This is a genomic window from Enterobacter sp. KB-280D8, from assembly GCF_041399405.1.
Classification (GTDB): Bacteria; Pseudomonadota; Gammaproteobacteria; order Enterobacterales; family Enterobacteriaceae; genus Enterobacter; species Enterobacter cloacae_N.
Window position 1 is genome coordinate 146,296 of the sequence record NZ_JBGKEC010000005.1, and the last position, 22,611, is coordinate 168,906.

The 22,611-nt window shown below is 57.6% G+C and carries 21 protein-coding genes; 10 read left to right on the forward strand and 11 right to left on the reverse strand.

From position 1 onward, the window contains the following. Positions 1-3: 3 nt before the first annotated feature. Together envC and gpmM are read right to left on the reverse strand one after the other, a co-directional pair. The gene (envC, locus tag AB8818_RS16025) at positions 4-1,263 is read right to left on the reverse strand and encodes a murein hydrolase activator EnvC (RefSeq protein ID WP_316387806.1); all 1,260 of its coding nucleotides are present in this window, start codon (positions 1,261-1,263) and stop codon (positions 4-6) included. Positions 1,264-1,296: 33 nt separating this feature from the next. Further along, positions 1,297-2,841: a 2,3-bisphosphoglycerate-independent phosphoglycerate mutase gene (gene gpmM / locus AB8818_RS16030; protein WP_192984111.1), complete on the reverse strand. Its 1,545-nt coding sequence runs from the start codon at positions 2,839-2,841 to the stop codon at positions 1,297-1,299. Between the two features lie 246 nt (positions 2,842-3,087). Between gpmM and AB8818_RS16035 the strand changes: the two genes are divergently transcribed. The 5 genes from AB8818_RS16035 to cysE all read left to right on the forward strand — a co-directional run bounded on the left by AB8818_RS16035 (position 3,088) and on the right by cysE (position 6,198). After that, on the forward strand, positions 3,088-3,519 hold the full coding sequence (locus AB8818_RS16035; protein ID WP_014882007.1) for a rhodanese-like domain-containing protein: 432 nt from the start codon (positions 3,088-3,090) through the stop codon (positions 3,517-3,519). A gap of 11 nt (positions 3,520-3,530) precedes the next feature. Further along, entirely contained in the window at positions 3,531-3,782 is a 252-nt protein-coding gene (gene grxC, locus AB8818_RS16040; protein WP_028015037.1) for a glutaredoxin 3, read from the forward strand. 32 nt (positions 3,783-3,814) lie between these two features. Then, a complete protein-coding gene (gene secB, locus AB8818_RS16045; RefSeq protein WP_003860835.1) occupies positions 3,815-4,282 on the forward strand; it encodes a protein-export chaperone SecB in 468 nt (155 codons plus the stop codon). Continuing rightward, positions 4,282-5,301: an NAD(P)H-dependent glycerol-3-phosphate dehydrogenase gene (gpsA, locus tag AB8818_RS16050; protein WP_116343007.1), complete on the forward strand. Its 1,020-nt coding sequence runs from the start codon at positions 4,282-4,284 to the stop codon at positions 5,299-5,301. The genes secB and gpsA overlap by 1 nt, the downstream gene beginning before the upstream one ends. 75 nt (positions 5,302-5,376) lie before the next feature. After that, positions 5,377-6,198 (forward strand): serine O-acetyltransferase, encoded by an 822-nt coding sequence (gene cysE, locus AB8818_RS16055; protein WP_008502718.1) that lies wholly within the window; start codon positions 5,377-5,379, stop codon positions 6,196-6,198. On the opposite strand, the gene trmL is transcribed toward cysE, so the two are convergent. The 9 genes from trmL to AB8818_RS16100 form a co-directional block, all read right to left on the reverse strand. Further along, entirely contained in the window at positions 6,195-6,668 is a 474-nt protein-coding gene (trmL, locus tag AB8818_RS16060) for a tRNA (uridine(34)/cytosine(34)/5-carboxymethylaminomethyluridine(34)-2'-O)-methyltransferase TrmL (protein WP_116343009.1), read from the reverse strand. The genes cysE and trmL overlap by 4 nt on opposite strands. A gap of 45 nt (positions 6,669-6,713) precedes the next feature. Then, entirely contained in the window at positions 6,714-8,054 is a 1,341-nt protein-coding gene (locus AB8818_RS16065; RefSeq protein WP_116343011.1) for an aromatic acid/H+ symport family MFS transporter, read from the reverse strand. Positions 8,055-8,231: 177 nt separating this feature from the next. Beyond that, a complete protein-coding gene (gene lldD / locus AB8818_RS16070) occupies positions 8,232-9,419 on the reverse strand; it encodes a quinone-dependent L-lactate dehydrogenase (RefSeq protein WP_006808631.1) in 1,188 nt (395 codons plus the stop codon). Next, positions 9,416-10,189: a transcriptional regulator LldR gene (gene lldR / locus AB8818_RS16075; RefSeq protein WP_014882013.1), complete on the reverse strand. Its 774-nt coding sequence runs from the start codon at positions 10,187-10,189 to the stop codon at positions 9,416-9,418. The genes lldD and lldR overlap by 4 nt, the downstream gene beginning before the upstream one ends. Continuing rightward, positions 10,186-11,841, reverse strand: coding sequence for an L-lactate permease (gene lldP / locus AB8818_RS16080; protein ID WP_116343013.1), 1,656 nt, complete (start codon positions 11,839-11,841; stop codon positions 10,186-10,188). Before lldP ends, lldR begins: the two co-directional genes overlap by 4 nt. A 331-nt stretch (positions 11,842-12,172) precedes the next feature. Next, a complete protein-coding gene (locus AB8818_RS16085) occupies positions 12,173-12,535 on the reverse strand; it encodes a YibL family ribosome-associated protein (protein ID WP_008502724.1) in 363 nt (120 codons plus the stop codon). A 58-nt stretch (positions 12,536-12,593) separates the two neighbouring features. Then, positions 12,594-13,184, reverse strand: a complete 591-nt coding sequence (gene mtlR / locus AB8818_RS16090) for a mannitol operon repressor MtlR (RefSeq protein WP_047363332.1) — start codon at positions 13,182-13,184, stop codon at positions 12,594-12,596. Further along, the gene (gene mtlD, locus AB8818_RS16095) at positions 13,181-14,329 is read right to left on the reverse strand and encodes a mannitol-1-phosphate 5-dehydrogenase (RefSeq protein ID WP_192984109.1); all 1,149 of its coding nucleotides are present in this window, start codon (positions 14,327-14,329) and stop codon (positions 13,181-13,183) included. The genes mtlR and mtlD overlap by 4 nt, the downstream gene beginning before the upstream one ends. Positions 14,330-14,432: 103 nt before the next feature. Then, positions 14,433-16,340, reverse strand: a complete 1,908-nt coding sequence (locus AB8818_RS16100) for a PTS mannitol transporter subunit IICBA (RefSeq protein ID WP_116343017.1) — start codon at positions 16,338-16,340, stop codon at positions 14,433-14,435. A 636-nt stretch (positions 16,341-16,976) separates the two neighbouring features. On the opposite strand from AB8818_RS16100, the gene AB8818_RS16105 reads away from it, so the two are divergent. The 5 genes from AB8818_RS16105 to selB all read left to right on the forward strand — a co-directional run bounded on the left by AB8818_RS16105 (position 16,977) and on the right by selB (position 22,609). Then, positions 16,977-17,333 (forward strand): DUF3302 domain-containing protein, encoded by a 357-nt coding sequence (locus AB8818_RS16105; protein ID WP_116343019.1) that lies wholly within the window; start codon positions 16,977-16,979, stop codon positions 17,331-17,333. Between the two features lie 2 nt (positions 17,334-17,335). Next, positions 17,336-18,472 (forward strand): HlyD family secretion protein, encoded by a 1,137-nt coding sequence (locus AB8818_RS16110; protein WP_116343021.1) that lies wholly within the window; start codon positions 17,336-17,338, stop codon positions 18,470-18,472. Between the two features lie 90 nt (positions 18,473-18,562). Then, positions 18,563-19,171 carry a glutathione S-transferase gene (locus AB8818_RS16115; protein ID WP_192984106.1) on the forward strand — a complete coding sequence of 203 codons (609 nt, stop codon included), beginning with the start codon at positions 18,563-18,565 and terminating at the stop codon, positions 19,169-19,171. Positions 19,172-19,388: 217 nt separating this feature from the next. Continuing rightward, on the forward strand, positions 19,389-20,774 hold the full coding sequence (gene selA / locus AB8818_RS16120) for an L-seryl-tRNA(Sec) selenium transferase (RefSeq protein ID WP_192984103.1): 1,386 nt from the start codon (positions 19,389-19,391) through the stop codon (positions 20,772-20,774). Continuing rightward, a complete protein-coding gene (gene selB / locus AB8818_RS16125; RefSeq protein WP_192984100.1) occupies positions 20,771-22,609 on the forward strand; it encodes a selenocysteine-specific translation elongation factor in 1,839 nt (612 codons plus the stop codon). The genes selA and selB overlap by 4 nt, the downstream gene beginning before the upstream one ends. Positions 22,610-22,611 lie beyond the last annotated feature (2 nt).

Genomic DNA, 22,611 nt, shown 5'->3' on the forward strand with positions numbered 1-22,611 from the left:
AACTTATCTTCCCAACCACGGCTGTGGATTGACCGCCTGACCCTGACGACGAATTTCGAAATAGAGTGACGGGCGGCCCTGACCGCCACTGCTGCCCACAAGGGCGATGGGTTGGCCGGCGCGCACCTGCGTGCCGACGCTGACCAGCGCGCTCTGGTTGTAGCCGTAAAGACTCATGTCGCCTTTACCGTGCTCGACCACCACCACAAGCCCGTAACCCTGCAGCCAGTCGGCCAGAATCACGCGGCCATCGGCGATGGCTTTCACTTCGCTACCTTCAGACGCACCGATAACGATCCCTTTCCAACGTAGCTCACCCTGCAGCTGTTCGCCATAGCGATGCAAAATAGAACCGCGAACGGGCCAGTATGCCTGACCGCGAGGGGAGCCCAGGCCACCGGTACGCGACATGAGGGAACGTTCGCTCTCGCTTGGCTTGTAGGTGGTTCCTTTGCGGGAGGCTTCCTGCTGCTTGTCGCGAACCGCCTGCGCTTCGCGCGCCTCTTTTTCGGCGCGCGCTTTCGCCGCCGCTTCCGCACGGGCGATGCTGTTACGCAGTTTGGATTCGTTGGCGCGCATTTCGCTCAGCTGGCTTTGTCCTGCCTGAATGGAGGACTCAAGACCGGACAGGGTTTTCTTGCGCTCGTTACGGGCCTGCTCAAGTTTCGCCTGCTGCGCTTTTTGTTCGTAGAGCAACGTCTGTTGCTGGCTCTGCTTCTCTTCCAGTTCCGCTTTTTGGGTGGAGACCTCTTCGCGCGTCTGCTTCAGCTGCGCGATAGTCTCCTGACGCGCCTGGTTGAGATAGCCGAAGTAGGCCTGCAGGCGCTGGCCGCGTTGGCTCTCTTCGCCGCTGAGGATCAGCTGGAGTCCGGTATGTTCACCCTGGCGGAATGCAGCATCCAGCTGTGCCGCGAGGTTGCGCTCCTGCGCATCACGCTGGCGCTCCAGTTTGGCAATCGACGCGTTCATCTCGTCGATCTGTTTGTTCAACTCGGCGAGGATGTTTTGCGTTTCACGGAGTTTACGTGCGGCAGCGGAGATGGCCTCTTCCTGCTGCTTAAGCTGGGCGAGCAGGGCGGAGCGCTGCTGTTGCTGCTGGCGTACCGCACGCTCTTTGGCGGCGATATCGGCCTGAATGGATTTCAGCTGGTCGCGGTCATCCGCGTGGGCGGATGCGGCGCACAGCAATACGCCAGCGCTGAGTGCGCTGGCGCAAAGCAGAGGTCTGACTGATAACCTAAGCGGCTTCACGACCCATGTGATTGAAAAAATCGCCTTTCCCCTCATGGGGAGCGATTATTCCACGATGAACAGCGGCTTACCAGTCATCTCTTCAGGGATCGGCATGCCCATCAGCGACAACATGGTTGGCGCGATGTCGGAAAGCTTGCCGCCTTCCACTGCTTTCAGTGATTTATCACCTACATAAATCAGCGGAACAGGCAGGTTGGTATGGGCCGTGTGCGCCTGGCCGGTTGCCGGGTCGCGCATCTGCTCGGCGTTACCGTGGTCAGCGGTGATCAACAGCTGGCCGCCCACAGATTCAACCGCTTTTGCTACCTGCTCAACACAATTGTCCAGCGCTTCAACCGCTTTCACTGCCGCTTCCATCACCCCGGTATGGCCTACCATGTCACCATTCGGGTAGTTACAGATGATGGTGTCGTACTTACCGCTTTCGATGGCCGCAACCAGTTTTTCAGTCAGCTCGGCAGAGCTCATCTCTGGCTGCAGATCGTAGGTGGCCACTTTCGGCGAGTTGATCAGAATGCGCTCTTCGCCTTTAAACGGCTCTTCAACGCCGCCGTTAAAGAAGAAGGTCACGTGCGCATACTTCTCAGTTTCGGAGATACGCAGCTGGGTTTTGTCATTCTTCGCCATCCACTCGCCGAAGGTATTTTCCAGCGAGGCAGGTGGGTAAGCGCAAGGCGCGTTGATATCTGCCGCATATTCGGTCAGCTGGATGAAGTTGATGTTCACCACTTTCTTACGGGCAAAGCCGTCGAAATCGCTGTTGACGAACGCACGGGTGATTTCGCGCGCGCGGTCAGCGCGGAAGTTCATGAAGATCAGCGCGTCGCCATCTTCCATCGCGGCATCGGCCTGGCCTTCAGCGCGGATCACGCTCGCTTTCACGAATTCATCGTTTTCATCACGCGCGTATGCGGCTTCCAGGGCTTCAACGGCGGTCGCGAACTGGAACTCACCTTTTGCCAGGGTCATCAGGTCATAGGCCTGTTCAACGCGATCCCAGCGGTTGTCGCGGTCCATAGCGTAGTAACGGCCAATGATGGAGGCCACGCGGCCTTTGCCCAGCGCGGCGAATTTGTCTTCGAAAGCTTTCAGGGAGCCTTCTGCGCTGCGCGGTGGCGTATCGCGACCGTCCAGGAAGGCGTGCAGGTAGATTTTTTCCGCACCGCGTTCAGCGGCCAGCTCAACCATCGCCATGATGTGATCTTCATGGCTGTGCACGCCGCCCGCGGAGAGCAGACCCATGATGTGCACCGCTTTACCTGCCGCAACGGCTTTATCTACCGCACCGCAGAGAACCGGGTTCGCGAAGAAGGTGCGTTCTTTGATTTCGACGTCCAGACGGGTCAGGTCCTGATACACGATACGGCCTGCGCCCAGGTTAACGTGACCGACTTCGGAGTTGCCCATCTGGCGATCCGGCAGGCCGACTTCCAGACCGGATGCATCAATCAGGGTATGCGGACGTTTTGCCCACAGCGCATCCATTACCGGGGTTTTTGCGTTGAAAATAGCGTTATCCTGGCTGTCTTCGCGGTAGCCATAGCCATCCAGAATCACCAGTACCATAGGTTTTTTAGAAACCGACATTGCAACAACCTCATGCTCAAGAGTCAAAATTTGCGTAATTTTACTACAGCTGAATCGATCAAATAGCCGCAGAAGATCAAAGAAAGCGCGGGGGCAAGATGCTGACCGGACCATTTTGAGGCATTTTTTTAGGTGGCATGCCGCAGAAAATGGATTAGGTTATGGTCGCTGGCTGTATTTGCCAGAACGCACAGGTATACTCCTGTCCTGGTTTTTTTATCACTTAGTCGGGAGTAGTTACCCTCCATGCAAGAAATTATGCAATTCGTTAGCCGCCATCCGGTTCTGAGCATCGCGTGGATTGGCCTGCTGGCTGCTGTACTGTTCACCACATTTAAGAGCCTGACGTCTAAGATTAAGGTTATCACCCGTGGTGAAGCGACGCGTCTGATTAACAAAGAAGACGCCGTTGTTGTCGATCTGCGTCAGCGTGACGATTTCCGTAAAGGTCACATTGCCGGCGCAATCAACCTGTTGCCAGCTGAAATCAAAGCGAACAACGTGGGTGAGCTTGAGAAACACAAAGCTCAGCCCATTATTGTTGTGGATGCGACCGGTATGCAGGCGCAGGAATCTGCCAGCGCGCTTTATAAAGCGGGCTTCGAAAACGTAACGGTACTGAAAGAAGGTATTTCCGGCTGGAGCGGGGAAAATCTTCCTTTGGTTCGCGGTAAATAAGGAGTTCAGTCATGGCCAATATTGAGATCTACACCAAAGCGACGTGCCCGTTCTGCCATCGTGCGAAAGCGCTGCTGAGCAGCAAAGGCGTCACGTTCCAGGAATTGCCTATCGACGGTGACGCGATCAAACGCGAAGAGATGATCCAACGTAGTGGTCGTACGACGGTTCCGCAGATTTTTATTGATGCGCAGCACATTGGCGGCTGTGATGACTTGTATGCGCTCGACGCCCGTGGTGGACTCGATCCGCTGCTGAGCTAAGAGACGTTAGGACAATTAAAAAGGGTATTTCCATGTCAGAACAAAACAACACCGAAATGACTTTCCAGATCCAGCGTATCTACACCAAGGATGTCTCTTTCGAAGCGCCAAATGCGCCGCACGTTTTCCAGAAAGATTGGCAGCCAGAGGTTAAACTTGATCTGGATACCGCATCCACCCAGCTGGCGGATGACGTGTATGAAGTCGTACTGCGTGTGACCGTGACCGCCTCTCTGGGCGAAGAAACTGCATTCCTGTGTGAAGTACAGCAGGGCGGTATCTTCTCCATTGGCGGCATCGAAGGCAACCAGATGGCGCATTGCCTGGGTGCATACTGCCCGAACATCCTGTTCCCGTATGCCCGTGAATGTATCACCAGCCTGGTTTCTCGCGGTACATTCCCGCAACTGAACCTTGCGCCAGTGAACTTTGATGCGCTGTTCATGAACTATCTGCAGCAGCAGGCTGGCGAAGGTGCCGAACAACATCAGGATGCCTGATGAGCACTGTTAATGCGTCAATGACTGTGATCGGTGCCGGCTCATACGGCACCGCTCTTGCCATCACGCTGGCAAGAAATGGTCACGATGTGGTCCTGTGGGGCCACGATCCAAAACATATCGCCACGCTGCAGCGCGACCGTTGCAATGTGGCGTTTCTCCCGGACGTTCCGTTCCCTGACTCTCTGCACCTGGAAAGCGATCTGGCGACCGCGCTGGCGGCCAGCCGCAACATTCTGATTGTGGTCCCGAGCCATGTCTTTGGCGACGTGCTGCATCAGATTAAGCCGCTGATGCGCCCGGATGCGCGTATTGTCTGGGCAACCAAAGGGCTGGAAGCGGAGACCGGACGCCTGCTGCAGGACGTTGCCCGCGAAGCGCTGGGTGATGAGATCCCGCTTGCGGTCATCTCTGGCCCGACCTTTGCCAAAGAGCTGGCTGCGGGCCTGCCGACGGCGATCTCGCTGGCATCCACTGACCAGGCTTTCTCCGACGATCTTCAGCAACTGCTGCACTGCGGCAAGAGCTTCCGCGTCTACAGCAACCCCGATTTTATCGGCGTGCAACTGGGCGGCGCGGTGAAGAACGTGATTGCGATTGGCGCCGGGATGTCAGACGGCATTGGTTTTGGTGCCAACGCGCGTACGGCGTTGATTACCCGCGGCTTAACCGAAATGTCCCGTCTGGGCGAAGCGCTGGGCGCCGATCCGGCCACCTTTATGGGAATGGCGGGCCTGGGCGACCTGGTGCTGACCTGTACCGACAACCAGTCTCGTAACCGCCGCTTTGGCATGATGCTCGGACAGGGCAGCGATGTAAAAAGCGCGCAGGAGAAGATTGGACAGGTGGTGGAAGGCTACCGCAATACCAAAGAAGTTCGCGAGTTGGCGCACCGGTTTGGTGTCGAAATGCCAATAACCGAGGAAATTTATCAGGTATTGTATTGCGGAAAAAATGCGCGCGAGGCAGCATTGACCTTATTAGGCCGTGCGCGCAAGGACGAGCGCAGCAGTAACTAGTCGGAACCGTTGTCACCTGAATGACCCAGCCAGCGCAGAACTGGCTGGTCATTATACTATCGTCTGGAGTTAGCAATGCCGTGTGAAGAACTGGATATCGTCTGGAATAATATTAAAGCCGAAGCTCGGGCGCTGGCCGACTGTGAGCCAATGCTGGCCAGTTTTTACCACGCGACGTTACTCAAGCACGAAAATCTCGGCAGCGCGCTGAGCTACATGCTCGCCAATAAGCTGGCTTCCTCCATCATGCCGGCTATCGCCATCCGTGAAGTGGTGGAAGAGGCTTACGCCGCTGACCCGGAAATGATCGCCTCTGCCGCCTGCGATATCCAGGCCGTGCGCACCCGTGACCCGGCGGTCGATAAATACTCCACGCCGCTGCTGTACCTGAAAGGCTTCCACGCCCTGCAGGCTTACCGCATCGGCCACTGGTTATGGAATGAAGGCCGCCGCGCGCTGGCGATCTTCCTGCAAAACCAGGTCTCCGTGACGTTCCAGGTCGATATTCACCCGGCGGCGAAGATTGGCCGCGGGATCATGCTCGACCACGCCACCGGCATTGTGGTGGGTGAAACGGCGGTGATTGAAGATGATGTCTCGATCCTGCAGTCGGTTACTCTGGGCGGTACCGGTAAAACCAGCGGCGATCGCCACCCGAAAATTCGTGAAGGGGTGATGATTGGCGCGGGCGCTAAAATTCTCGGCAATATTGAAGTCGGGCGCGGTGCGAAGATTGGCGCCGGGTCGGTTGTGCTCCAGCCCGTGCCGCCGCACACCACTGCCGCTGGCGTACCGGCGCGCATCGTCGGTAAGCCTGACAGCGATAAGCCGTCGATGGATATGGATCAGCACTTCAACGGCATTCACCATACCTTCGAGTATGGTGACGGCATTTAACTTCTTAAAATGGCGCCGGGATAACCCAGCTGGCGCCAGGCTTCATACACCACCACCGACACCGCGTTTGACAGGTTCATGCTGCGGCTGTCCGGCATCATCGGAATACGGATTTTTTGCTCAGCGGGCAGAGCATCCAGAATCGTGGCCGGCAGGCCGCGGGTTTCCGGGCCAAACATCAGATAGTCACCTTCCTGATAGCACACGGCGCTGTGCGCTGGCGTGCCTTTGGTGGTCAGGGCGAACATGCGCTGCGGCTTCTCCGCTTCCAGAAACGCGGCGTAATCGTGATGGCGAACCACGGCGGTAAATTCATGGTAATCCAGCCCCGCGCGGCGCAGACGTTTGTCGTCCCACGTAAAGCCCATCGGCTCGATGATATGCAGGCGAAAACCGGTGTTTGCGCACAGGCGGATGATATTGCCGGTATTTGGCGGAATTTCTGGTTCGAATAAAACGATGTTAAGCATGCTGCCCCCTTAATTGCGGGGGCAGAATAGCAGAAAAGAGAGGAACTACGCGACGCCGGGTTCGTGCGAGCGGCTGTACAGCATTTTGTAGACGGTTGCCGCCGCGGCCACCAGGGCGGGCACGCTGAGGATCATTAAAATACTGTCTGCCTGCCACTGCATAGAAAGAAGCTGGGCGCTGGTCATGGTGCCCGCCACCCCGCCAAAGCGGCCAATCCCCTGCATCCAGGCGATGCCCGTCGCGCGGCACTCGGTAGGGTAAAAGGTGGCCGCGAGGGTTTGCATGCCCGACTGCGCGCCGTTCATGGCGATCCCCATCAGGAAAATCAGCCCGCCAAACAGGGCGATATGGTTATGCTCAAGGCCGAGTAACAGGATCAATCCCATTGTCAGGACAAATCCTCCAGCGACCACCTTGTGCGCCTCCCAGCGGTCCATCATCCAGCCCGCGAGCAGAATGCCTGCGGTACCCCCGAACGTGAACAGCGAGGTGAGCCAGGCGGATTCCGCCAGCGCATAACCCATCCCCTGCATCAGCGTTGGCATCCAGCTCAGCAGGACGTAGTAAATGACCAGCCCCATAAAATAGGTCACCCACAGCATCAGGGTGCCGGGCAGCCAGGGCATGGAAAACAGCTGCCCCACGCTCCCTTTTTTAGACGCAACTTTCTCCTCCGCCAGGAAAAAGCCCGTGACGCTCTCCAGCGTGCTGCGGCTGAACCGGCTGGCGATGCGGCGGACCTGCATAACGTCTTTCCCGCGCTGCACCAGAAACTTCACCGATTCCGGCAACAGCAGCGCCAGCAGCAGCGTTAAAATCAGCGGAGCAATCGCGCCGGTCAGCAGCACGCTTCGCCAGCCGTGATGGGGGATAAGCCAGGAAGAGATCGCACCGCCGCCTGCCGCACCCAGAGGGAAGCCGCAGTACATGGTATTAATCGCCATGGCGCGACAGCGCTGGGGGGCAAATTCGGAGATCAGCGTGATGGCGTTAGGCATTGCGGCGCCGAGCCCGAGACCCGTCAGAAAGCGCCACAGCGTCAGGGTATTCAGGCTTTGTGCCCAGGCCGTGCCCAGGCTCGCCAGGCCGAAGAACAGGCACGAGAAGACCAGCACGCGCTTGCGTCCCATCCGGTCCGACACCGGGCCTGCAATCAGCGCGCCCAGCGACAGCCCCAGCAGCGCCGCGCTCAGCACCGGCCCCAGATCCTGTTTGTGTATCCCCCATTCTGCCGACAGCGTAGGCGCGATGTAGCCCATCGCTGCGGTATCAAAGCCATCGATCGCCAGAACCAGAAAGCCCAGCACGATAAGAAGCCAGTGAAACCCTGAAAAGGGACTCTCGTCGATAACCCGCTGAATATCCACTTTACCTGAATACGTCATACGCTCCCCTCCGATGTGATGTTGTTTTTGTGTTCTTGTATTTGCTTGTCTATACAATTGCGGGCGGGTGGGGTGTGTCAAATTTTCTTATCCAGAATGTTACATAGGTGTTATTTTCGACAAAAAAAGCGCCCGGGGGGAGTCGGGCGCATGAGAAAAAATAGTAACGGATGAAAATCAGGCCGCGTTTCCCTGCGAAAGAGGGGCCAGCGCCGCAGGCAGCTTACTCAGCTCCTGCACCAGCGAATCCTTGCTGATCTCACTAATCGACTTCGCGCCGGTCAGCGTCATCGCCACCTTCATCTCTTTTTCGATCAGGTTGAGCAGATTCGCCACGCCGGCCTGGCCGCTGGTGGCCAGCGCATACAGGTACGCGCGGCCCAGCAGCACGCTGTCTGCGCCCAGGGCAATCATGCGCACCACGTCCAGCCCGTTGCGGATGCCGCTGTCGGCCAGAATCGCAATATCGCCTTTCACCGCATCGGCAATGGCCGGCAGCGCGCGGGCAGAAGAGAGCACGCCGTCGAGCTGGCGTCCGCCGTGGTTAGAGACCACGATCCCGTCCGCGCCGAAGCGCACCGCGTCGCGGGCATCTTCCGGATCGAGGATCCCTTTGATCACCATCGGGCCGTCCCAGAATTCGCGGATCCACTCCAGGTCTTTCCAGGAGATCGACGGATCGAAGTTGTTTGCCAGCCAGCCGATGTAATCCTCCAGCCCGGTCGGTTTACCGAGGTACGCCGAGATATTGCCCAGATCGTGCGGACGTCCGTTAAGACCGACGTCCCACGCCCACTGCGGGTGGGTAACCGCCTGCCAGTAGCGGCGGAGCGCAGCATTTGGGCCGCTCATGCCGGAGTGGGCATCACGATAGCGCGCGCCGGGCGTCGGCATATCGACGGTAAAGACCAGCGTGGAGCAGCCTGCCGCTTTGGCACGCTCAAGGGCGTTACGCATAAAGCCGCGATCGCGCAGGACGTACAGCTGGAACCACATCGGGCGCTTGATGGTCGGGGCGACCTCTTCAATCGGGCAGACTGAGACGGTGGAAAGGGTAAACGGAATGCCTTTGGCATCCGCCGCGGCAGCAGCCTGCACTTCGCCACGGCGGGCGTACATGCCGCATAAGCCTACAGGCGCGAGCGCCACGGGCATGGAGAGCGTTTCGTTAAACAGCTTCGTCTCCAGGCTCAGGTCAGACATATTCTTCAGCACGCGCTGGCGCAGAGCCACCTCCGAGAGATCTTCCACGTTGCGGCGCAGGGTATATTCGGCATAGGCCCCGCCGTCGATGTAGTGGAACAGGAACGGGGGCAAAATGCGCTGCGCCGCGGCGCGATAGTCACTGGCTGCTGAAATAATCATGCTTTGTTCTCCCTGGAAATATCACTGTCGCCAGGCAGACGGGTAATACGCGCCTGTCGGGCCTGGTCTTCATCGAATCGTTTAATGGTGGTGTGTACGAAGCCGAGATGCGCCATCATTGCTTTGCGCGCGGCCTCGGCATCACCGGCCAGAATGGCGTTGAGCACGGCTTCATGCTGTTCGGTCAACTGAGCAAAGACCGGCGGAACCAGATACATGCGCTGGCGGCTCTGCTTGACGGAGGATTGCAGCAGATCGAAGAACCCGCGCATGGTCTGGAGCAGAACCACGTTATGCGATGCCTCGGCAATCGCCAGGTGAAAACGGACGTCTGCCTGGGAGGCGATATCCGGATCGCTGCTTTGCGTGGCCTCAAAGCAGGCTTTGAGCTTCTCTTTGTCGGCCTCGGTTGCCCGCATCGCCGCGTGCCAGGCGGTACTGGTTTCGATGGCGTGACGCGCTTCAAGGATGTCGAAGCTGTAGTCCGGGTCGTTTTCCATCAGCGTCTTCAGCGGCTGCACGATGTTTTGCTCGGACCAGTCGTCATGCTGCCAGCGCACAAAGGTGCCACCGCCGCGACGGCTCACCAGCACCCCTTCGCTGACCAGCGTGGCCAGCGCCTCGCGCAGTGAGTTACGCGATACGCCAAGCTGGGCGGCAAGCTGGCGCTCGGCGGGCAACTTCATGCCCGCTTCCAGCTGTTGTTCTTCAATCAGCGCCCGCACGCGAGAGGCAATCTCGTCGGACAGGCGTCTGGGCATCACTATCATGGGATCATCCAGGTTAAGACATAGGCCTGCAGGGTGGTGATCACGCCCACCATGCAGGTAAATATCAGGCTGTGTTTCACGGTAAAGCGGAACAGATCCGACTCTTTACCGACCAGTCCCACCGCCGCACAGGCAATGGCGATGGATTGTGGAGAGATCATTTTGCCGGTTACGCCGCCGGTGGTATTCGCGGCCACCAGCAGGATGTCCGACACGCCAATCTGCTGGGCCGCCGTTGCCTGCAGGGCAGCAAACAGGGCGTTAGACGAGGTATCTGAACCCGTCAGGAACACCCCCAGCCAGCCGAGGAACGGCGAGAAAAAGGTGAACGCGTGTCCGGTGTGGGCCAGCGCTAACGCCAGCGTCGACGACAGGCCGGAGTAGTTCGAGATAAACGCGAACGCCAGCACCATGCCGATGGAGTAGATCGGCAGCATCAGCTCTTTAATGGTCGCCGCAAAGGTCTGTACCGCGGCGGCTGGTTTCATGCGCAGCCATACAACGGAAAGGAGTGCCGCAAACAGGATGGCGGTACCGGTGGCGGAGAACCAGTCGAATTTATAGACCGCGGCATACGGCGTGGCGGCATGCACCACCGGCGGCATACGGGCGACCATCTTGTCGAGGAACGGCACGGAGATGTTAATCACCATGTCGTACAGCGCGCCGCCGGGAGCGAACAGCGCTTTAAACGGCGGAATGCTCCACAACGTTACCGTTGCGGTCAGGAACAGGAACGGTGACCAGGCGCGAACGATCTGTCCTGCGGTATAGCCCGTGCGGGCGAGGGTCTGATCCACATGCGACGCGCCCATGTCGGCAAAGCGGAAGATGCGCACTGGCTGCCAGCGTTTCAGGAACAGCGTCAGACAGACCAGCGATACCAGCGAAGAGATAATGTCCGGCAGTTCCGGTCCGAGGAAGTTCGAGCTGAGGTACTGGGCAATCGCGAACGAACCTCCCGCCACCATCACCGCAGGCCAGGTCTCCTTCACGCCGCGCCAGCCGTCCATAATCGCCATGATCCAGAACAGCACGATAATAGTCAGGAACGGCAGCTGGCGGCCTACCATCTGGCCAATCTCGAAGCTGTCCAGCCCGGTCACCTGTCCGGCCACCAAAATCGGGATCCCCATCGCGCCAAAGGCCACCGGGGCGGTGTTCACAATCAGGCACAGGCCCGCGGCATATAGCGGGTTAAAGCCCAGGCCGACCAGCAGCGCGGCGGTAATCGCCACCGGCGCGCCAAATCCGGCAGCACCTTCCAGGAACGCCCCGAAGGAGAAGCCGACAATCAGCATCTGTAAACGCTGGTCTGGCGTGATGGAGAGAATCGACGAGCGGATAATGTCGAACTGCCCGGTTTTCACCGAGATTTTATAGACAAAGACCGCCGCGATGATGATCCACGCAATCGGCCACAGGCCGTAGAAGAAACCGTAGACGACGGAGGCCAGCGCGCGATCGATCGGCATTTTATAGAAGAACAGCGCCACCAGCAGGGCGATGGCAACGGTGTACGTCGCGGCGAGGTAGCCCTTCAGCTTGAGCTTAATCAGCGCAAAGAAGAAGAACAGGATCGGAAGCGATGCGATCAGGCTCGACAGCCAGATATTTCCGGCCGGGTCGTAGTTTTGTTGCCAGAGGCTCATGCAGGTCTCCTGGGGACCAGACAGCCTGCGCTGCGGGTGAGTCTCCGCTCATCTCTGCATCACAAACTGTGTAAAAGTGGTCCTGCCAATATTGTGTTGTAGGGTTAATGACAATGAATGGTTAACCAGATGTTATGAGCTAGCAATGGTTTTGTGAGCGGAAATAATGGAATTGTGAACCAGGGAAGAAAGTAAAGGGGGATTGGTTGGGCCAATTTGAAGCGGGAGTGTGGCCTGCTGCCCTCACCCCGGCCCTCTCCCACGGGGAGAGGGAGAAAACAGCACCGTACAGTCCCCTCGCCCCTTTGGGGAGAGGGTGAGGGGGAAGGTATCAGAACGCGGTCTTACAAAAGCCCGTCATCTCTTTCAGGCCCATTTCGCGGCCAAGCTCGGTCATCGGGTGCACCACCACCAGGCCACGGACGCTTTTCTTCAGCTTACCCATGTCAGCCTGTTCTTTTTTGGTGATCGCGCGGCGGTGCGGCATGTTCATCAGCTTCTGCGCTTCTTTGCTCAGCTTCTGGCCTTTCACTTCGCGCAGGCGCTCGATTTCAGCTTCCAGCTTCGCGGTCTCTTTCTCCAGCTCGGCGTACTTCTCGGCGGAATCGACCAGCGACAGGCCAGCCATCTGGTGACGGATCAGATCCAGACGGTCGCTCAGGCGTTTAATTTCGTTCTTTTCGACTTCTTTCATGACAAATGACTCTGAAAACGGGGAATTTACAGGGAAGGATACACCAATGTGAACGGGCTTACTTCTGAAACGCTTTTTTTAAGCTGATTTTAGAAATCAGCTCAGTCAGGGAGAGGACCATAGTGGAACGGACAACCTGTTGATAGCGCAGCTTTTGCATCGCGTACAGTTCAGGGTCGCTGTTATCAAAATGGGGAGCAGGAGGCAGGGCGGTAACGCAGTGCAGCTCGCCGAAGGGGCCCAGAATCTCATCATCGGTAAAGGTATACTCATTACCGTCATGATTGAGCTCTTCGCGCAGCGCCATTAACAGTTCCGCATCTTCATACTCTTGTCGGTTGAGCACGCCCAGGCCATAAATCAGCTTCAGGCGCACCGACAGATCGCCCAGCGGTCCGTCTCCGTCCAGTAACGGTTCTACAGCGTACTTTACCGCGTAGTCGTCTTTGCGAAACACCTGAAGCACCAGAATGTTCACCGCCTCGGTTAACAGCTCGACGGCGGCAATCAGGAAACTTCGTACGGTTTTGCCAGCATTCAGACGCTCAAGCACACGATTTTCAAAGGCCTGGGTTTGTTCCATTATTGCCTGCATATCTGACAATCTGTTATTCGGGCGCAGGCTAACCTGCGCCGGATTCTGTATCATTTGGTTGCGTTATATGCGTTAACCGCCTCCGCCACCACGTCGCTGCTGGCGTCCAGACCGGAAATCTGCGCCAGCGCAGCCTGCGCGCCTTTGTCATCAATCAGCTGAGCCAGCTCAATCGCCTGCGGGTCCTGCTCGCTGCGGTAGTGCATCGCGGCGGCAATTCCTTTCACCAGATTGGCGTGCGGCAGACCGTATTCCAGCGTGCCGAGCAGCGGCTTAATCAGGCGGTCGCCCGCGCTCAGCTTACGCAGCGGCTGACGGCCCACGCGCTCAACGTCATCTTTCAGATACGGGTTTTCAAAGCGGCTGAGGATTTTCTGGATGTATGCTGCGTGTTTATCAGCATCAAAACCGTAGCGTTTGATCAGCACCGCGCCGCTCTCTTCCATCGCCCCTTTTACCACCGCGCGGATCTGCTCATCGAGGATCGCATCACGAATGGTCTGATGACCGGCCAACTTTCCGAGGTACGCGGTTATAGCATGCCCGGTGTTCAGCGTGAAGAGTTTGCGTTCGACAAATGCCATCAGGTTATCGGTTAATTCCATACCCGGAATGGTCGGCAGCGTGCCCTTAAACTGGGTTTTATCGACGATCCACTCGCTGAAGGTTTCTACGGTCACTTCCAGCGGATCGTGGGTGGCGGATTCGGACGGCGGAACAATGCGGTCCACGGCGGAATCGACAAAACCAACGTGCGCTTCAACCCAGGCTTTATCTTCGTCAGCCACGGCCGCCATGACGTGACCTTTCAGCTGCGTGGTACCGCGCACCATGTTTTCGCAGGCGATGATGTTCAGCGGAGCGTCGTTGCCCTGCGCCTTACGTTTTGCCAGGCCTTTCGCGACTGCTGGAGCGATACGCTCAAGTACGACCGGGCCCACAGCGGTGGTCACCAGGTCAACGCTGGCGATCAGATCAATCACGTCGTCGCCGATGCTGCTGACCGCGTTGACGCCAGAGACGGTTTCAACCTGTTCATTTTCACCCACCACATGGACCTGATAGCTATGACGGGCATTCAGGGCATCCAGAACCACCTGATTCACATCGGCGAATGTCAGGGTAATGCCCGCGTCTGCCAGCAGTTTACCGATAAAGCCACGACCGATGTTACCTGCACCAAAATGTAATGCTTTCATAGTGTTAACCTTAATCAATGTTTTTACCCGAGAGGGCTGGGGTGAGGAACGTTTACCCCCTCACCCTAGCCCTCTCCCCAAAGGGGAGAGGGAAGAGGGACTGCTATTTGTTGAGCAGGGCCAGAACTTCTTCAACGCTGGTGGTGTTAGCCAGACGCTCAATGACGGTTTCGTCGTCCAGCGCGTTGGTCAGGCTGGTAATCACCTGAATGTGCTCGTTATTGCGAGCGGCGATACCAATCACCAGACGGGCGATGTCGTCCTCTTCTTCACCGAAGCGCACGCCGTCAGGATACTGACAGAACACTACGCCGGTTTTCAGCACGCGGTCTTTCGCTTCAACCGTACCGTGCGGAACCGCGATGGATTCACCCAGGTAGGTCGGCGTCAGTTTTTCACGTTCCAGCATCGCTTCAACGTATTCTGGCTGAACGTAGCCGCCTTTCACCAGCTGTTCACCAGCAAAGCGAATCGCCTCTTCTTTAGTGGCCGCGGTACGACCGAGGAAGATGTTCTCCGCGCCCAGCTTGAACAGGTGAGCATTGCTCTCGTCAAAGCTGTCCTGCAGGCTGGTACGCACTTTCACTTCATTATCTTCATGACGCTGCGCGGCAACCAGACGTTCGGTCAGGCTGGTGTACAGGCCGCTGTCGAGGAAGTTGGTCAGCGAGATGTGCTGTGCCTGCGGCACCTGACGCATGGCGCGTTCGGTCAGGTCGCGGTGCGTGATGACCAGGTCAACGTCCGGCGGCAGGCTGTTAATGGCGCTGTTGGTCACGGAGATGTTGGTCAGGCCCGCATCCTGCACTTTCTTACGCAGCACGCCTGCACCCATTGCGCTGGAACCCATACCGGCGTCGCAGGCAACGATGATTTTACGCACGTGGCTCAGGTCGTTAGAGACGTCGCCAGCCGCCAGCGGGGTCGCGCCTTTGGATTCGGCTTTCATGTCGTGCATACGGCGGGTTGCCGCTTCAATATCGTCGTCTTCTTTCACTTTGCTGGTTTTCAGCAGGATAGAAGAGACCACGAAGGAGACCGCCATTGCGGCACAGATCGCCGCGATGTTCGCGAAGTACGCACCTTTCGGGGTCATCGCCAGCACCGCCAGGATAGAGCCCGGAGAAGCAGGGGAGACCAGGCCGCCGCCCAGCACGCTCAGGGTGAACACGCCGGTCATACCGCCGAGGATAACGGCCAGGATCAGGCGTGGGTTCATCAGCACGTACGGGAAGTAAATTTCGTGGATACCACCCAGGAAGTGGATGATAGCCGCACCGCCAGCAGACTGCTTCGCGCTGCCGCGACCAAAGAACATGTACGCCAGCAGAACGCCCATGCCCGGACCCGGGTTCGCTTCAATCAGGAAGAAGATGGACTTACCGAGATCGTGAGACTGCTGAATACCCAGCGGCGAGAAGATACCGTGGTTGATGGCGTTGTTCAGGAACAGGATTTTCGCCGGTTCAACGAAGATAGACGCCAGCGGCAGCATGTCGTGCGCCACCATGAAGTTAACGCCCGCCGCCAGCAGTTTGGACAGCACTTCAACAGCCGGACCAATGCCGAGGAACGCCAGAATCGCGAGGATCATCCCGATGATGCCCGCAGAGAAGTTGTTCACCAGCATTTCGAAGCCGGATTTGATCTTGCCATCAACCCAGACGTCGAATTTCTTAATCGCCCAGCCGCCGAGAGGACCGGCAATCATCGCACCGAGGAACATCGGCATATCCGCACCGACGATAACACCCATAGTCGTGATAGCACCCACTACGCCACCACGGTCACCGCCCACCAGACGACCACCGGTGTAACCGATGAGCAGCGGCAGGAGATAGGTAATCATTGGGCCAACAAGTTTCGCCAGCGTTTCGTTAGGCAACCACCCTGTCGGAATAAACAATGCGGTGATAATACCCCACGCGATAAACGCGCCGATATTTGGCATCACCATGTTGCTGAGGAAACGACCAAAGCTTTGAACTTTGATCTTGAAATCGGATGACATAAAACACCCCTTCTTATGTTTACTCTTAGGCTTGCGGCCCGAGGTTTATCGTTAATGTGCGGCGGCAGAGGTAGCCGGGCCCTGTTCTGATGCTGTGAAATCTGGCACTGAATCGTTCAACTGTCCAGACAGCGAAAATTTATGTGATGCCCATCACGTAAATGCAGGGGGTGTGCCGCCCTTCATGGTGATCTGAATCACAAAATAAGTGGGCAAAAAAAATACGATGGCGAGAAAAGAAGCAAAAACCACGGATTTTTGTGATGTATATCTCTTTTTGGTTTCGTGAGTTTGTTTCTGGATTGTGACTGATTTCACAAAATATTTTTATGCAGATTTCTCCGGCTGGGATCGGCGTCAGGATGGCCTTCCGTGACACGGAAAGCTAAAAAAACACTTTTCGTATGTAGTATGGCGGAAAGCTAAAACCTGAATTACGCTCATTATGTAAGGTTGAGTATATTATTATTCAGGATATATTTTGACACGCTTATAAACTTGCATGGAGATATTATAAAAAACGATACTCCCCGGCTCTGAAATAATCAGTGTGCCTTTTAAATTTAAAAATAAATTAATTAGGCTGCGTGCTGTTTTATTAGTTTAATGAGTTGACGTTGTTTAAGTGAGGAGAATATGTTTCTCAACTATTTCGCGCTGGGCGTGTTGATTTTTGTATTTCTGGTTCTTTTTTACGGAATCATTGCCATTCATGATATCCCCTATAATATGGCCAAAAAGCGCAATCATCCCCATGCCGATGCTATTCATACGGCAGGCTGGATCAGCCTGTTTACGCTCCATGCCATCTGGCCGTTCCTGTGGATTTGGGCCACCCTGTACCGCGAAGATCGCGGCTGGGGTATGCAGAACCACATCACCAGGGCGGATGAGGTTCCGGGCATGGATGCGCTGGCCAAACGCGTGGCCGAGTTAGAACACAAGCTGGCAGCGGTTCAGCCCTCTGATGATAAAAACACGCTGGAGCGCTAATCATGGATCTGTTGATTATTCTGACCTATGTGGCATTTGCCTGGGCAATCTTTAAAATATTCCGTATTCCGGTAAACCAGTGGACGCTTGCTACCGCGACGTTAGGAGGCGTGTTTATTGTTGCCGGACTTATTCTGCTAATGAACTATAACCATCCGTATACCTTTACGGCGCAAAAAGCGGTTATTTCCATTCCGATTACGCCGCAGGTCACGGGAGTGGTGACTGAAGTGACCGATAAAAATAACCAGCTCATTAAAAAAGGCGAAGTGTTATTTAAACTGGATCCGGGCCGCTATCAGGCGCGCGTCGACAGACTGAAGGCAGACCTGGTGACCGCGACGCACAATATCGACAATCTGAAAGCGCAGCTGTCGGAAGCGGTTGCCAATACGACACGCGTCTCCGCTGAACGCGATCGCCTGTATAAAGATTATCAGCGCTACCTGAAAGGCAGCCAGGCGAAGGTGAATCCGTTCTCTGAAAGCGATATTGATAACGCGCGGCAGAACTATCTGGCGCAGGATGCCATGGTGAAAGGTTCCGTTGCTGAACAGACGCAGATTCAAAGCCAGCTGGACAGCATGGTGAACGGCGAGCAGTCGCAGATTGCCTCGTTACGCGCCCAGCTTGCTGAAGCGAAATACAACCTCGATCAGACCGTGGTGCGCGCGCCGAGCAACGGCTATATCACCCAGGTGCTGATTCGTCCGGGAACCTATGCCGCCGCGCTGCCTTTGCGCCCGGTGATGGTCTTCATTCCTGAACAGAAGCGTCAGATTGTGGCCCAGTTCCGTCAGAACTCGCTGCTGCGCCTGAAGCCGGGCGATGAAGCGGAAGTGGTGTTTAACGCGCTGCCGGGCCAGGTGTTCACCGGTAAGCTCACCAGCGTTCTGCCTGTGGTGCCGGGCGGGTCGTATCAGGCGCAGGGCGCCTTGCAGGCACTGACCGTCGCGCCGGGTACGGATGGCGTACAGGCGCTGATTGAGCTGGAGCCTAACGCTGACGTCGATGCTTTGCCGGACGGCATTTATGCCCAGGTGGCGGTCTATTCGGATCATTTCGCCCACGTCTCGGTGATGCGTAAAGTGCTGCTGCGTATGACCAGCTGGATGCACTACCTCTATCTCGATCACTAATCCTTCCGGGGCAGGAATGCGACACACATACCTGCCCTTTTTTCATCGCTTGATCCATACTGACTTTTTCCCGGCATCAAGGATCAGGCAATGAAACTCATCGGTAGCTACACCAGTCCCTTCGTGCGAAAAATCTCGATTCTCCTGCTGGAGAAAGGGATTGAATTTGAATTCGTTAATGAGCAGCCCTACAACGTCGAAAACGGTGTCGCGCAGTATAACCCGCTGGGGAAAGTTCCGGCGCTGGTAACGGACGAGGGCGAATACTGGTTCGATTCCCCCATCATTGCGGAGTATGTCGAACTGCTGGGCGTTGCCCCGGCAATGCTGCCGTCTGACCCTAAAGCGGCGCTGGCGGTGAAGCAAATTGAAGCCCTGGCCGATGGCATTATGGATGCGGCACTCACCTCCGTACGCGAGCAGGCGCGTCCCGCCGCGCAGCAGTCAGAAAACGAATTGCTGCGCCAGCGGGAAAAAATCAGCCGCAGTCTGGATATGTGCGAAAAGCTTATCCGGGAGGGCAAGATCCACACCGACAGCCTGAACCTGGCAACCATCGCCATCGCCTGCGCCATCGGCTATCTCAACTTCCGCCGGGTGTCCCCTGGCTGGTGCGTGGACCGTCCGCTGCTGGTGAAACTTGCCGAAACGCTCTTTAGCCGCGAGAGCTTTGCCCGTACAGAACCGCCAAAGGCTTGACGCGGGTTATACCCGTCATACTTCAAGCTGCATGTGCGTTGGCACCCCAGTCACGTACTCATGTACGCTCCTGGGGATTCACTGCGTCGCCGCCTTCATGCAACTTGAATTATTTAGGGTATATAACACTTCGGCGTCGGAGGCGGTACAATCCCTCCACATGTTAACTCCCTCTCCCGTCGGGAGGGGGGAAGATATTTACTCGCCAGGCGCTTTCATGACTACTCATCATTCGCTGTACAGCCAGATCCCCGCGACCGACCGACTTCTTCGCGAGCCCCGCATTCATGCTGCCGTTGAGCGCTTCGGCCATACCGCGACGGTGGAGATGTTACGTCTGCTTCAGGATGAAGCCCGCGGCCATATCCAGGCCGAAAACACCTTGCCCGACTGGTGCACAGCGTGGGAGCAGGAAGTTGAGCACCGGCTGGACGAGAAAGCGCAAAGCGCGTTACGCCCGGTGATTAACCTGACGGGAACCGTGCTGCACACCAACCTGGGGCGCGCGCAGCAGGCGGAAGAGGCGGTGGCTGCGGTCGTGCAGGCCATGCGCTCGCCTGTGACGCTGGAGTACGATCTGGACGGCGCGGGGCGCGGGCATCGCGATCGCGCGCTGGCGGATCTGCTCTGCCAGCTAACCGGCGCGGAAGATGCCTGCATTGTGAATAACAACGCGGCGGCGGTGCTGTTGATGCTGGCGGCGACCGCGAGCGGCAGAGAGGTGGTGGTGTCCCGCGGCGAGCTGGTGGAGATTGGCGGGGCGTTTCGCATCCCGGACGTGATGCGTCAGGCTGGCTGCACGCTGCATGAGGTGGGCACCACGAACCGTACCCATGCGAAAGATTATCGCGCGGCGGTGAATGAAAATACCGCCCTGCTGATGAAGGTCCACACCAGCAATTATCATATCGAGGGCTTCACCAAAACAGTTGACGAGGCCGAGCTGGCGGCGATTGGGCAGGAACTGAATATTCCGGTGATTGCCGACCTCGGCAGCGGTTCGCTGGTGGATCTCAGCCTGTACGGGCTGCCAAAAGAGCCGATGCCTCAGGAGATGATTGCCGCAGGCGTGAGCCTGGTCAGCTTTTCCGGCGACAAACTGCTGGGCGGGCCGCAGGCCGGGATTATCGTCGGCAAGCGCGAGCTGATTGCGCAGCTGCAGCAGCACCCGCTCAAGCGCGCCCTGCGGGCCGATAAAATGACCCTTGCCGCGCTGGACGCGACGCTGCGGCTCTATCTCCACCCGGAGAAGCTGGCCGACCGTCTGCCCACGCTGCGCCTGTTAAGCCGGGATGCCGCCTCGATTCGCGCGCAGGCCGAACTGCTGCTGCCGCGCGTCGCCCCGCACTACCCCGATTTTGACGTCCGCATTGAGCCCTGCCAGTCGCAGATAGGCAGCGGTTCGCTGCCGGTGGACAGGCTGCCGAGTGAAGCGCTCACGTTCACCCCGCGTGACGGGCGCGGCAGCCGCCTTGAGGCGCTGTCGTTGCGCTGGCGCGGCTTGCCGACGCCGGTCATCGGGCGGATTTACGATGGCCGCATGTGGCTGGATCTGCGCTGCCTTGAAGATGAAGAGCGATTTCTGGAGATGTTGCTGAAATGATTATTGCCACCGCCGGTCACGTCGACCATGGAAAAACCACGTTGCTGCAGGCGATCACCGGCATAAATGCCGATCGCCTGCCGGAAGAGAAAAAGCGCGGCATGACCATCGATCTGGGCTATGCCTATTGGCCCCAGCCGGATGGCCGCGTGCTAGGCTTTATTGATGTTCCGGGGCATGAAAAGTTTCTGTCTAACATGCTGGCGGGCGTGGGGGGCATCGATCATGCGCTGCTTGTGGTGGCCTGCGACGACGGCGTGATGGCGCAAACCCGTGAGCATCTGGCAATCCTCCAACTGACCGGCAACCCGCAGCTGACCGTGGCGCTGACTAAAGCCGATCGCGTGGATGAGGCGCGCATCAGCGAGGTGCGTGAAGTGGTGCGGGCGACCTTACGGGAATATGGTTTTGCCGAGGCGCCGCTTTTTGTCACCGTGGCGACTGAAGGCCGCGGTATCGACGATCTTCGCTACCACTTGCAGCAATTATCGTCGCGCGACCACGCCAGCCATCACCGTTTCCGTCTGGCAATTGACCGGGCGTTTACCGTAAAAGGCGCGGGGCTGGTGGTCACCGGTACGGCGCTGAGCGGTGAAGTGAAGGTGGGAGATAGCCTGTGGCTGACGGGCGTTAATAAACCGATGCGCGTGCGCGGCTTACATGCGCAAAACCAGCCCGCAGAGCACGCCCACGCCGGGCAGCGGATCGCGCTCAACATTGTCGGGGATGCAGAAAAAGAGCAGCTTAACCGCGGCGACTGGCTGCTGGCCGACGCCCCGCCCGAGCCGTCTGAGCGTGTGATTGTCTCCCTGCAGACGCACGTACCCCTGACCCAATGGCAGCCGCTGCATATTCACCACGCGGCCAGCCATATCACCGGGCGCGTGTCCCTGCTGGAAAATGATCTTGCCGAACTGGTTTTTGATTCGCCGCTCTGGCTGGCGGACAACGACCGTCTGGTGCTGCGGGATATTTCCGCGCGGGATACGCTGGCCGGGGCGCGGGTAGTGACGCTTAACCCGCCTCGACGCGGCAAGCGTAAGCCTGAATATCTGCAATGGCTGGCAGCGCTGGCCCAGGCTCCGGATGATAACGCCGCGCTGCGGGTGCATCTGGAGCGCGGGGCGGTGAGCCTGAGTGATTTTGCATGGGCACGTCAGCTGAGCGACGAAGGATTACGTCAGCTGACCCGGCAGCCGGGCTTTATTCAGGCCGGCAACAGCCTGCTCGATGCGCCGGTGGCTGCACACTGGCAGCGTAAGATACTGAACACGCTCGCAACGTACCATGAACAGCATCAGGATGAGCCCGGTCCTGGTCGTGAGCGTCTGAGACGCATGGCGCTGCCGATGGAAGATGACGCGCTGGTGCTGCTGCTGATTGAAAACATGCGCGAAAGCGGGGTGATTAAAAGCCATCACGGCTGGCTGCATCTGCCGGATCACAAGGCCGGGTTCACCGCAGAGCAGGAGGCTATATGGCAAAAAGTGGCCTTAATGTTTGGGGATGAACCGTGGTGGGTTCGCGATCTGGCGCGTGAGACGAACACCGACGAGCAGGCGATGCGTCAGGTATTGCGGCATGCGGCGCAGCAGGGGCTGATAGTCGCGATCGTGAAAGATCGTTATTACCGTAACGATCGCATTGTGGCATTTGCCAACCTGATCCGCGAACTGGATCAGGCGCGCGGCTCCACCTGCGCAGCCGATTTCCGCGATCGGCTGAACGTAGGCCGCAAGCTGGCGATTCAGATCCTGGAATATTTCAACCGTATCGGGTTTACGCGTCGCCGGGGTAATGACCATCTGCTTCGCGACGCGCAGCTGTTCCCCTGAGC